Below are 12044 nucleotides of genomic sequence, written 5' to 3'. Positions count from 1 at the left end.
AAGGAGTTATACACGAAGTTATAAACGTTATCCACAGAAAAAAAGCAAAAATTATAGGTTTACATAGCAAAAAAAGAGAACAGAGGTTTTGTACACAAATAATAAAGTTGATAAGTTTGTCAAAAAAAGGAGAAAAAGTCTTGACTTTTTTAAAGTAAAAATATTACGAAAGTTATCAGAAAATGTCAAAAATGTTTCGAAAATATACAGACGAATTTCGTCTTTGGACAGGCAAGGTTGAAATCTGACCTTGATTTTGTTATACTCATGTATATTATCTTGAAAAACAAAAAATAATAGGTGTAGTGATGAAGAAGAAGATACAGATATTGGGGATGAAGCTTGACAACTACTCCGTGCGGGAATCCATCCTGTTAGCGGAGAGTTATTTAAATGGAACATCCTTAAATGCAATTGAAGATATATCCATGAAGATGCTGATGGAGTCTGAGAACAATGAAATACTCGGACAGGCATTGCAGGAACTGGATATGACCATTATCGGTGAGAAAGAGATCCTTACGGCTGCGGAAGTGGAGACTCCACAGCGGCTGAAAGAGACGGTAGAACATGAATTTTTTCATGAGTTTATGAAGCGGATCGCGCGTAATCATAAGATTGTCTATATTTTAGGAGAAAAATCAGAGCAGATCAAAGCGCTGGTCGGATTCTTAAAGGAATATTATCCAAGGGTTACGGTTTCCGGTGTGTTTGCGTTAGAAGACTGTCCGGGAGATTACGAGAGTATTATTAATGAAGTAAACGGTGAGGCAGCAGATGTTGTGATCTCAGTGATCCCGTCTCCGCAGCAGGAAGAATTTTTAATGAACTATAAGAGCAAAATGTCGGCAAAGGTCTGGTACGGGATCGGAGAAGTGACCGGATTGTATTCTGACACGTTTTTGAAAAAAATTTTTCGGAAAATTTTTCATAAACATGTATTGCTCAAAAGAATAGAACAATATGAAAATGAAGATGAGGAGCGGAAGTGAAGATGAGGATTATGAACAGCCGTCCATGGTATGTGGATTATTTATTCATCTTTATGGGAACCGGGATCATGGCGCTTGCCATTCAGTGTATTTTTGAACCGATCGGACTGGTTACGGGAGGTTTTTCCGGTATAGCGATTATCATAAGAAAAATGACCGCCGGAATCGTAGAGGGCGGTGTCCCACTGTGGCTGACAAACCTTGCATTGAATGTTCCGGTGTTTATCGCAGCACTAATTATAAAAGGAAGAAAGTTCTTGGGCAGAACCGTGATCGGAACGGTTCTTCTGTCTTTCTGGCTTTATGTGATCCCACAGGTTGACTTAACGCAGGGAGATTATATGCTTTCTGCCGTATTTGGCGGCGTGATCACAGGAATCGGAATCGGATTTGTGTTGCTGGCAAAGGCAACGACCGGTGGAACCGATATGGTGTCAGCGCTGATCCAGAAATATGTGCGTCACTATTCCGTGGTACAGATCTTGCAGGTCATTGACGGAATGGTCGTTTTGGCAGGACTTTATGTATTCGGTCTTAAACCGGCACTTTATGCGATTGTGGCAATTTTTATCACCTCGAAAGTTTCCGACGCACTGATGGAAGGTATGAAATATTCCAAGGCTGCGTTCATTATTACAGACTGCTATAAAGAAATTGCAGATGCGATCATGACACAGTTAGACCGTGGACTGACCGGTCTGGATGCGACGGGAATGTATTCAGGCGATAAGAAGACCGTGCTCTATTGTGTGGTTGCTAAAAAAGAGATCGTGGAGCTTAAGGACATCGTGGCGAAGATCGATCCGAAGGCATTTGTGATTGTGACGGATGCGCGCGAGGTCTTTGGAGAGGGTTTTTTGGAAAATTAGCATAAGAAAAACGAGATTTACTCTTTATTTTTTTGACGTTTTGCATTAAAATATAAAAAGAGAAAGCCGTTTTTGTGAAAAATCACAAAGAATTATTGTGAAATTTGCATAGTGGCAAAAGGAGAGAAGGGGCGTAGGCATATGATTTCAAATCAAATATTACAGAGCACAATAGATGGATTAAAAGGAATCACGCGTGTGGATTTATGCATTATCGATACGGAGGGAAAAGTTCTGGCAACTACGTTTCCGGATGCGGACAAATACATTGGTCCGGCAGCGGCTTTCGTGGAATCTCCGGCAGACAGCCAGGTAGTACAGGGATGTCAGTTCTTTAAAGTGTTCGATGAGCATCAGTTAGAGTACATCTTGTTGGCAAATGGTGACAGCGATGATGTATTTATGATTGGAAAGATTGCAAGTTTTCAGGTGCAGAATCTTTTAGTAGCATATAAAGAGCGTTTTGATAAGGATAATTTTATCAAGAATCTGCTTTTAGACAATCTGCTTCTGGTAGATATATACAACCGTGCCAAGAAACTACATATTGATACTGAGGTACGACGTGTGGTATTTATAATAGAGACCAACCGCGAGAAGGATGGCAATGAGTTAGAGAAGGTCAGAAGCCTTTTTGGTGGAAAATCCAAGGATTTTGTAACCGAGGTAGATGAGAAGAACATCATACTGGTCAAAGAACTGGCTGACAATGAGAGCTATGATGATCTGAAAAAGACGGCAGATGTGATCTTAAGTCTTTTCCCGACAGATGCAAATCACAGCATCCATATTGCATATGGTACGATCGTTAATGAGATCAAAGAGGTATCACGTTCTTATAAAGAAGCGAGAATGGCATTGGATGTAGGTAAGATTTTCTTTGAAGAAAAAGAAGTCATTGCATATTCGGCACTTGGAATCGGAAGATTGATCTATCAGCTTCCAATTCCACTGTGTAAAATGTTTATCAAAGAGATCTTCGATGGAAAATCCCCGGATGATTTTGACGAGGAGACATTGACGACGATCAACAAGTTCTTTGAGAACAGCCTGAATGTGTCTGAGACCTCCAGACAGCTCTATATTCATCGTAATACCTTAGTTTACCGGTTGGATAAATTACAAAAGAGTACCAGATTGGACTTGCGCGTCTTTGAAGATGCGATCACATTTAAGATTGCCCTGATGGTAGTAAAATATATGAAGTATATGGAGTCTTTAGATTACTAGAAGTTTAGGAGGCACACATGATTAAGCTCGAACATGTCAGTAAGGCATATTCTGCAGGAATACCGGCATTGAATGATGTCAGTCTGCATATAAAAGAGGGCGAGTTTGTGTTCGTAGTCGGAGAGAGTGGTTCCGGTAAATCCACCTTTATCCGTCTGCTGTTAAAAGAACTTGAGCCGACCTCGGGAAAAATCTTCATTAATGGTCAGGAAATTAACCGGTTAAAGAGAAAACAGATTCCGAAACTCCGCCGGAACATCGGTGTTGTATTTCAGGATTTCCGTTTGCTGAGAGACCGGAACGTATATGAAAATGTTGCTTTTGCACAGCGTGTCATTGGCACAAGTACCAAAACGATCCGCAGCAGAGTACCACAGATGCTTTCCATGGTGGGACTTGCAGCAAAATATAAATCCCTGCCAAGGCAGCTTTCCGGTGGAGAGCAGCAAAGGGTAGCGATTGCGAGAGCGTTGGTCAATGAGCCAAAGATCCTGTTAGCAGATGAGCCGACCGGAAATCTGGATGAGAACAATGCATGGGAGATCATGAAGCTCTTAGAAGAGATTAACGAAAGAGGAACAACCGTCGTTGTGGTCACACACAATCTGGATATTGTAAAGGCGATGAAAAAGCGTGTAATTACCATGCGGAAAGGCGTCGTAATCAGCGATGAAGATTTAGGTGGCACAAATGAGATTTAGTACATTTCTTTATTCCGTAAAACAGGGAATGAAAAATATCGGGAGAAATAAGATGTTCTCCTTAGCTTCCATTGCGACAATGGCAGCATGTATTTTTCTGTTTGGTATCTTCTTTTCTGTTGTGACCAATTTTAAGACCATGGTCAAGACGGCAGAAGAGGGAGTCGCTGTTACCGTGTTTTTTGAAAAAGGCATAGAACAGGACAAAATAGATGAGATTGGAAAAGAGATCAAAAAACGTCCGGAGGTAGCAAAGTATGATTTTGTATCTGCGGATGAGGCATGGAAGGATTTCCAGAAGGAATACTTTAAAGGCAACAAAGAAGCAGCCGAAGGTTTTGAAGAAGATAACCCGCTTGCAAATTCCTCACATTATGAGATTTATCTCAATGATGTGTCTATGCAAAAGGCACTGGTTACTTATTTGAAGGGCTTAGACGGCGTGCGTGAGGTACATCAGTCAGAGGTGGCAGCAAATACTCTGTCAGATCTGAATTCTCTGATCGGATATATTTCAGCAGGCATTATTCTGATTCTCATTGCTGTTGCAGTGTTCCTGATCAGTAACACTATACGAACGGGTATCTCCGTAAGGCGGGAAGAGATTGCGATCATGAAGCTGATCGGAGCGACGGACTATTTTGTCCGGGCACCATTTATCGTAGAGGGTGTAATGATCGGACTGATCGGTTCCGTGTTACCGCTGATCTTACTTTACTTCGTATACAGCAGTGTTATTACTTATGTTTCGGAGAAGTTTGTATTTTTAAGCAGTATGCTGAATTTCCTTCCGGTAGGACAGGTATTCCGTGTATTGGTTCCGGTAGCGTTGCTGTTAGGTGTCGGCATCGGATTTCTTGGAAGCCGCGTAACAACAAAGAGACATTTGAACGTGTAAATTTGTCCCAATAGGGTGTGATGCTCTATTGGGATGTTTTGATAATATAGGGAAAATACCATGAAAAACAGACTTAAAATCATTACAGCCATCATGCTGACACTTATTTTCTGTATGCAGCCGGTTTGCAATGTTCAGGCAACAGAAGAAAGTAATTTAAGCGAAGCGCAGCAGGAGAAGAAGACGTTAGAAAACGATCTGCAAAAGGCAAAAGAATTGATCGATTCGCTCAAAGGCTCAAAAGAAGACATCCAAAGCGAGGTTGAGAAATTAGATAAGCAGTTAAATGAGATTTCCGGTAAGGTCAAAGAATTAGAGAGCCGGCTTTCGAAAAAACGTCAGGAGATTGCCGATACGGAGAGTGCGTTAAATAAAGCGAAGGAACAGGAAAAGAAGCAGTATCGGAATATGAAGAAACGGATCCAGTTCATGTATGAGAACGGACAGACCTCTTATGTGGAAATGCTTCTTTCTGCGGATAGTTTTACGGATTTTTTAAATGCGGTGGAGTATATCACACAGATTTCACAATATGACCGTAAAATGTTAAAGGAATATCAGAACATGCAGGTGACCATAGCGGATACGCAAAAGACACTGGAGACCGATTATGCTTCACTGCAATCCCTGCAGGCAAAGGTGCAGGAGGAAAAACAGGCAGTTGCAGCCTTAGAGTCGGCAAAAAAAGGGGAACTGAATGATGTTGCGGATGATCTGACAGATGCACAGACTGTTGCAAAAGCATATGAGGCAGAGATTCAGGCACAAAATGAAGTGATCGCACAGATTCAGGCAGCCCAGAAGAGGGCAGCAGAACAGCAGGCGGCGCAACAACAGGCACAGGCGGCAGAAGAAAATCAGGGTGCGACAGATGCAGCCGGAGAAAATCAGAATACTGCCCAGAACACCACACCATCCGGGAACGGACAGTCCACCGGAAGTATGATGTGGCCATGCCCAAGCAGCAAAAGGGTGACCAGTGATTACGGACCGCGTACCTCCCCGACAAATGGAGCGTCCTCGAACCACAAAGGCATTGATATCGGTGCGGCTTATGGAGCAGATATTGTGGCAGCGGACGGAGGAACGGTGTTAGTAGCGACTTACAGCAGCAGTGGCGGTAATTATGTGATCATTGATCATGGCGGCGGATTGTGTACCGTGTATATGCATGCATCTTCTTTAACAGTGTCGGCAGGGCAGACCGTGTCGAAAGGACAGGTTATTGCAAAAGTAGGAAGCACCGGTATCTCAACCGGAAATCATCTGCATTTTGGCGTAACACTGAACGGTGTCTATGTAAGTCCATGGGGATATGTAAGTTAGGCGTAAGTACTGACCGTTAAAAAGCAGACATATACTTTTGTAAAAAAGAGAAGCTGTGAAAAAATAGCGGAACACGGAAAGGAACAGGTATGATAGAAGAAAAGGAACAGATCGAAGAAGTGAAAGAACTTCCTGAGGCAGACGAACAAAAAAGAAGTTTTAAACGGGGGATCCGGGCAGGAATAGCCGTGGGTGTTGCCATTGTATTGGTCCTGATGCTCATTATTACGGTAGCAGTAAGAAATCATTATATGGTAAGTTTTATTAATAAAAAAGCAGCGGATTCACAGGATGTCTTAGATGCAGAGTCGGAATCGAAGATCAAAGAGCTGTTAGGACAGATCGATCTGTATTATTATAAAGACACCGACAAGGCGGATCTGACAGACGGACTGTATAAGGGATTGTTTGAAGGTTTAGGAGATTCTTATTCCGTTTACTATACCAAAGAAGAATATGAATCCATGATGGCATCAACCAGTGGTACTTACTTTGGAATCGGAGCTGTTTTAAGTCAGGATGTAAAAACAATGCAGGTCAGCATCCTTCATGTATATGAAAACACACCGGCAGAAAAAGCGGGGTTAAAAGATGGGGATGTGATCGTGAAAGTAGAGGACATCAATGCAGCAGAAATGGAACTGTCCGAACTGGTGACGCATATCCGTGGCGACAAAGGTACAACGGTACATATGCAGATCGCCAGAGAAGGTGAAGCGGACTATCTTGAGCTTGATATTGAAAGAGATAAAGTAGAGGTTCCGACCGTTACATCTGAAATGTTAGACAATCATATCGGATATATTGCAATCACAGAATTTGCAGAGCCGACCGAGGAACAGTTTATGCAGGCTGTCAACTCTTTGAAAGATCAGGGAATGGAATCAGTAATTATAGACTTGCGTGACAATCCGGGCGGATACCTGACGGCAGTCACAGAGATTTTAGATGATATCCTCCCGGAAGGTCTGACTGTTTATACAGAAGATAAGTATGGAAACCGGCAGAATTATACCTCGGATGAAGAGCACAAGATGGACTATCCGATGGCAGTGCTGGTAAATGAGAACAGTGCAAGTGCATCTGAGATTTTTGCGGGTGCAATTAAAGATTATCAATATGGAACTTTGATCGGCACAAAAACATTTGGAAAAGGAATCGTACAGAGTGTACGCCAGTTATCCGATGGCAGTGCCATTAAACTGACCACAGCAAAGTACTACACACCAAAAGGGAACTATATCCATGAAGTGGGAATTGAACCGGATGTGGAATTAGAATATGAATATACCGGTGATAAAAATGCCGATTATGATAAGGCATATGATAATCAGATTCAAAAGGCAATAGAAATATTGAATAATAAATAATTTTTATGAAAGAAGGTGGCATGTTGGTAGAATTAGACCAGTTCAAAGCAGAATTGAACAATTACAAAGAACCATTATGTGAAGTGAGGGATTCACTTTGACTTAGCAAATAAGGAAAAGCGGATCGAAGAACTCGAAAGAGAAATGGAGGCTCCAAACTTCTGGGATGATACAGAGACTTCCCAAAAGAAGATGAAGGAGTTAAAAAGTTACAAAGATGATGTAGAGGTATATCGTCAGTTAGAAACAAGCTATGAAGACATAGAGACTTTGATCGAAATGGGCTATGAAGAAAATGATGCTTCGATCATTCCTGAGATCGAAGAGGAACTAAACAGTCTGAAAGAAAGTTATGAGCAGCTTCGTATCAAAACACTGCTATCCGGCGAGTATGACCACAATGATGCAATCCTCTCCCTGCATGCAGGGGCAGGCGGAACAGAGTCTTGTGACTGGGCAGCAATGCTCTTTCGAATGTACAGCAGGTGGGCTTCGGATAAAGGATATCAGTTAGAAGTACTGGATTCCTTAGATGGAGATGAAGCCGGAATTAAGTCGATCACCTTCCAGATCAGTGGAGAAAACGCATACGGCTATCTGAAATCTGAAAAAGGAGTGCACAGACTGGTACGCATTTCGCCGTTTAACGCGGCAGGAAAACGTCAGACTTCCTTTGTTTCCTGCGATGTAATGCCGGATATAGAGGACAACATAGACATTGAGATCGCAGACGATGATATCCGGATCGATACCTATCGTTCTTCCGGTGCGGGTGGACAGCACATCAACAAGACTTCCTCGGCAATCCGTATTACACATCTACCGACAGGAATCGTAGTGCAGTGTCAGAATGAACGCTCCCAGCATATGAACAAGGATAAGGCTATGCAGATGTTAAAAGCAAAGCTGTATCTGTTAAAGCAGGAAGAGAATGCAAAAAAAGCAGCGGACATCCGTGGAGATGTTACCGAAATCGGCTGGGGCAACCAGATCCGTTCCTATGTATTGCAGCCGTATACTATGGTAAAGGATCATCGGACAAATGAAGAAACAGGAAATGCCGACAGTGTGTTAGATGGTAAGATCGATATTTTTATTAATGCATATCTGAAGTATGTGGCACAGAAAGGTGTGAAGTAGGAGCATTTATTTTGATGAAACTCTCTATGAAACCTGAGGCGTGTTAGGAAGAGGGAATGTTCAGCGAGCTCCTGCCAATGATTCCAAGTTTCCTTGTGCTGGGCATTCCGATGAACCTCCCCCAAAGCAGGAATCGTGTTCGCCAGAGGGCTCCACGCTTCCGGGAGTTTCATCTCCATAGCACAAAAAGAAACTCTTCATCATTGGTGGGAGCTCGCTGGGATATACGCTTTCTAAGACAGTTGGGGGAGATTTCCCAAGATCATTTACAGAGAAAATGAGGAAGAGTTAAATAAAAGGTGTCACTCAAAAGAATGAGTGGCATTTTTTGTTTTAGAAATCTCCAGATATGCACAATGCCGCCTCCCCGACTGTTCCCACAGACAGTTGCGAGGCTTCCGTCGTGAGGAGCACACTGCCGCTCATGTTTTGTGTCTGTTTGAGCCCGTAGGGCGAGTTGCACAAAACATGAGCAAAAAGGCGTGTGAGACGAACAGGAAACGCAGCATGTCTGTGGGAATAGCCGGGGAAGCAGTATCATGTACCTCAAAAAATACGAAAAACCAGTTGCAATCCACTAACAAAATATGCTATTATCTTTCTTACGAGCACAAATGTATTTCTGACGCAAACACAGGAGGTCAAATCAGACAATGGAAGAGAAAACCTCATACTTTGTTTTAAAAGAAAAAGCAGTCCCGGATGTACTGCTTAGAGTAGTCGAAGCAAAGAGACTGCTGGAATCAGAAAAAGTCGCATCTGTGCAGGAAGCTGCAGAGCGAGTAGGTATCAGCAGGAGTTCTTTTTACAAATATAAAGATGATATTTTTCCTTTCCATGAAAACAGTAAAGGAAAGACCATCACGATGGTTCTTCAGATGGATGATGAGCCGGGGCTTTTGTCTGTCGTACTCCGGACCGTGGCAGAATATCATGCCAATATATTGACGATACATCAGAGTATTCCGGTCAATGGGATCGCATCCTTAACATTGAGTGTGGATGTGCTGCCGGAAACCGGTGATGTTGCGGCAATGACACGGACAATGGAGGAGCATGAAGGAATCCATTATTTAAAAATATTAGCTAGGGAGTGATTCGATGATTAAAATTGCAGTATTAGGATATGGAACTATTGGTTCCGGTGTGGTAGAAGTTTTAGAGACAAACCGTGAACATATCACACAGACCGCAGGTCAGGAGATTGAAGTAAAATATGTTTTGGATTTAAGAGATTTCCCGGGAGATCCGATCCAGGAAAAAATCGTACACGATTATGAAATTATCAAAAATGATCCGGAGATTCAGATCGTTGTAGAGGCAATGGGTGGCGTAGAGCCGGCATATACTTTTGTAAAAGGCGCATTACTAGAAGGCAAGCACGTTGCAACATCCAATAAGGCATTGGTTGCAAAACATGGTGCAGAGCTTTTAGAGATTGCAAAAGAAAGAGAGATCAACTTCTTGTTTGAAGCAAGTGTAGGTGGTGGAATCCCGATCATCCGTCCGTTAGTAACTTCACTGACAGCCGATATCGTAGAAGAAATTACAGGAATCCTGAATGGAACCACGAACTATATGCTTACCAAAATGAGTACCGAGGGTTCCGATTATAATGAAGTGTTAAAGGACGCACAGGCAAAAGGATACGCAGAGGCAGATCCGACAGCAGATGTAGAAGGTTATGATGCATGTCGTAAGATTGCAATTTTAACATCCTTAGTATGTGGAAAAACCGTAGATTTTGAAGAAATACATACTGAAGGAATTTCTAAGATCACACCGGAAGACATCGCGTATGCAAAAGCAATGGGACGTTCCATCAAGTTATTAGCAACCAGTCGTGGAGACGGAAACGGATATTATGCAATGGTAGCACCGTTTATGTTAGGAGAAGATCATCCGTTAAATAATGTCAACGGAGTGTTCAATGCCATTTTTGTACATGGAAACATGTTAGGAGATGCGATGTTCTATGGAAGCGGAGCAGGAAAACTCCCAACCGCAAGTGCAGTAGCAGCAGATATCGTAGACATAGCAAAGCATTTAAAACGCAATATCATGATCACCTACAGTGCTGAAAAAATGAACCTGTTGGATTATAAACAGGCAGAATACGCATACTTTGTCAGAACGACAGACAGCGAAGAACAGGTCAAAGCCGTTTTCGACAATCCGGCACTGATCAAGATCAAAGAAGTGACAGGCGAGACAGCATTTGTAACAGCAAAAATGAAAGAAGAAACATATTTAGAAAAAGCAAAACAGCTTAGCGGCATCAAACAGATGATCCGTGTAGATTAGGAGGCAGTTTTTGTGAAATATATTGTAGTGTTAGGTGATGGAATGGCAGATCAGCCAATTCCGGAATTAGGAGATAAGACACCATTAGAGTATGCAAAGACACCCATGATGGACAGTCTTGCACAATTAGGAGAAATCGGAATGGTCCATACGATCCCGGATGGAATGAAACCGGGAAGTGATACGGCAAATCTTTCCGTATTAGGCTACAATCCGAGAAAATACTATTCCGGACGTTCTCCGTTAGAGGCATTGAGTATTGGTGCACCAATGAAAGATACCGATATTGCACTGCGCTGCAATTTGGTAACACTTTCTGAGGACGAAGATACCTATGAAGAAAGAACCATCATCGATCATAGTTCCGATGAGATCAGCACAGAGGATGCGGCAATTTTATTAGAAGCAGTAAAAAGAGAATTGCAGACAGAACAGTATCAGTTCTATGTAGGAACCAGCTACCGCCATTTGCTCATCTGGGATAAAGGCGAGGTTGTGGATTTAGTGCAGCCACATGATATTTTAGGACAAAAGATTGGCGACAAGCTGCCGGAAGATCAGGATTTAAGAGAGATGATGAAAAAAAGCTATGACATCTTAGTCAATCATCCGATCAATGTAGAGCGTAGAAAAAAAGGACTTCATCCGGCGAACTCCTGCTGGTTCTGGGGAGCCGGCACAAAACCGTCACTGTCTTCATTTGAGGAAAAGACAGGAAAGAGCGGAGCCATGATCTCAGCAGTAGACCTGTTAAAAGGAATTGCGGTTGGTGCATCCATGAAAGTCATTACGGTAGAAGGAGCCAATGGCGGACTTCATACCAATTATGAAGGAAAAGCAGAGGCAGCCGTAAAAGTGCTGACCGAAGACGGATACGATTTTGTATACGTTCATGTAGAAGCTCCTGACGAAATGGGACATCAGGGCAGTGTAGAAAAGAAAGTCAAAGCAATAGAGAACTTAGATGAACGTGTCATCCGCCCGATCGTACAGGGAATGGGAGATGCAGGAGAAGATTACAGACTTTTGGTACTTCCGGATCATCCGACACCAATCTGTATCCGTACACATACCGCGGACAATGTTCCGTATCTGCTATATGACAGCAGAAAAGAAGAACATCATACCTATCATTACAATGAAAAAGAAGCAGCCGAGACTGGAATTTTAAAAGAGGAAGGTCATAAGCTGATAGATGAACTTTTTTCATAGTA

Annotated in this window: 11 protein-coding genes; all 11 read left to right on the top strand. The window is 42.5% G+C overall.

Annotation, left to right across the window (positions count from 1 at the left end; translation table 11 throughout):
* The first annotated feature begins 308 nt into the window (after nucleotides 1-308).
* The 11 genes from WMO43_RS10265 to WMO43_RS10215 all read left to right on the top strand — a co-directional run bounded on the left by WMO43_RS10265 (nucleotide 309) and on the right by WMO43_RS10215 (nucleotide 12042).
* The gene (locus tag WMO43_RS10265; RefSeq protein WP_353531097.1) at nucleotides 309-992 is read left to right on the top strand and encodes a WecB/TagA/CpsF family glycosyltransferase; all 684 of its coding nucleotides are present in this window, start codon (nucleotides 309-311) and stop codon (nucleotides 990-992) included.
* 2 nt (nucleotides 993-994) lie between these two features.
* Nucleotides 995-1861, top strand: coding sequence for a YitT family protein (locus WMO43_RS10260; RefSeq protein WP_353531143.1), 867 nt, complete (start codon nucleotides 995-997; stop codon nucleotides 1859-1861).
* Nucleotides 1862-2002: 141 nt separating this feature from the next.
* Entirely contained in the window at nucleotides 2003-3091 is a 1089-nt protein-coding gene (locus tag WMO43_RS10255) for a PucR family transcriptional regulator (protein ID WP_177963795.1), read from the top strand.
* Nucleotides 3092-3108: 17 nt separating this feature from the next.
* On the top strand, nucleotides 3109-3792 hold the full coding sequence (ftsE, locus tag WMO43_RS10250) for a cell division ATP-binding protein FtsE (RefSeq protein ID WP_177963794.1): 684 nt from the start codon (nucleotides 3109-3111) through the stop codon (nucleotides 3790-3792).
* On the top strand, nucleotides 3782-4690 hold the full coding sequence (ftsX, locus tag WMO43_RS10245) for a permease-like cell division protein FtsX (protein ID WP_177963793.1): 909 nt from the start codon (nucleotides 3782-3784) through the stop codon (nucleotides 4688-4690). The genes ftsE and ftsX overlap by 11 nt, the downstream gene beginning before the upstream one ends.
* Before the next feature lie 60 nt (nucleotides 4691-4750).
* Nucleotides 4751-6016 (top strand): murein hydrolase activator EnvC family protein, encoded by a 1266-nt coding sequence (locus WMO43_RS10240; protein ID WP_178024356.1) that lies wholly within the window; start codon nucleotides 4751-4753, stop codon nucleotides 6014-6016.
* An 89-nt stretch (nucleotides 6017-6105) separates the two neighbouring features.
* Nucleotides 6106-7386, top strand: a complete 1281-nt coding sequence (locus WMO43_RS10235; RefSeq protein WP_353531096.1) for a S41 family peptidase — start codon at nucleotides 6106-6108, stop codon at nucleotides 7384-7386.
* 23 nt (nucleotides 7387-7409) lie between these two features.
* A protein-coding gene (prfB, locus tag WMO43_RS10230; RefSeq protein WP_178024360.1) for a peptide chain release factor 2 occupies nucleotides 7410-8526 on the top strand; the annotation gives its coding sequence in 2 pieces (ribosomal slippage) (nucleotides 7410-7484 and nucleotides 7486-8526; 1116 coding nt in all).
* 653 nt (nucleotides 8527-9179) lie between these two features.
* Nucleotides 9180-9623 carry an ACT domain-containing protein gene (locus WMO43_RS10225; RefSeq protein WP_177963791.1) on the top strand — a complete coding sequence of 148 codons (444 nt, stop codon included), beginning with the start codon at nucleotides 9180-9182 and terminating at the stop codon, nucleotides 9621-9623.
* Nucleotides 9624-9627: 4 nt separating this feature from the next.
* Nucleotides 9628-10830, top strand: a complete 1203-nt coding sequence (locus tag WMO43_RS10220; protein WP_353531095.1) for a homoserine dehydrogenase — start codon at nucleotides 9628-9630, stop codon at nucleotides 10828-10830.
* A 12-nt stretch (nucleotides 10831-10842) separates the two neighbouring features.
* Nucleotides 10843-12042: a cofactor-independent phosphoglycerate mutase gene (locus WMO43_RS10215; protein WP_353531094.1), complete on the top strand. Its 1200-nt coding sequence runs from the start codon at nucleotides 10843-10845 to the stop codon at nucleotides 12040-12042.
* Nucleotides 12043-12044 lie beyond the last annotated feature (2 nt).

This window comes from Maccoyibacter intestinihominis, assembly GCF_040096355.1.
GTDB classification, from domain to species: domain Bacteria; phylum Bacillota; class Clostridia; order Lachnospirales; family Lachnospiraceae; genus Maccoyibacter; species Maccoyibacter intestinihominis.
Note: the sequence above shows the minus strand (reverse complement) of the source record. Positions and strands in the feature narration are given on the sequence as shown.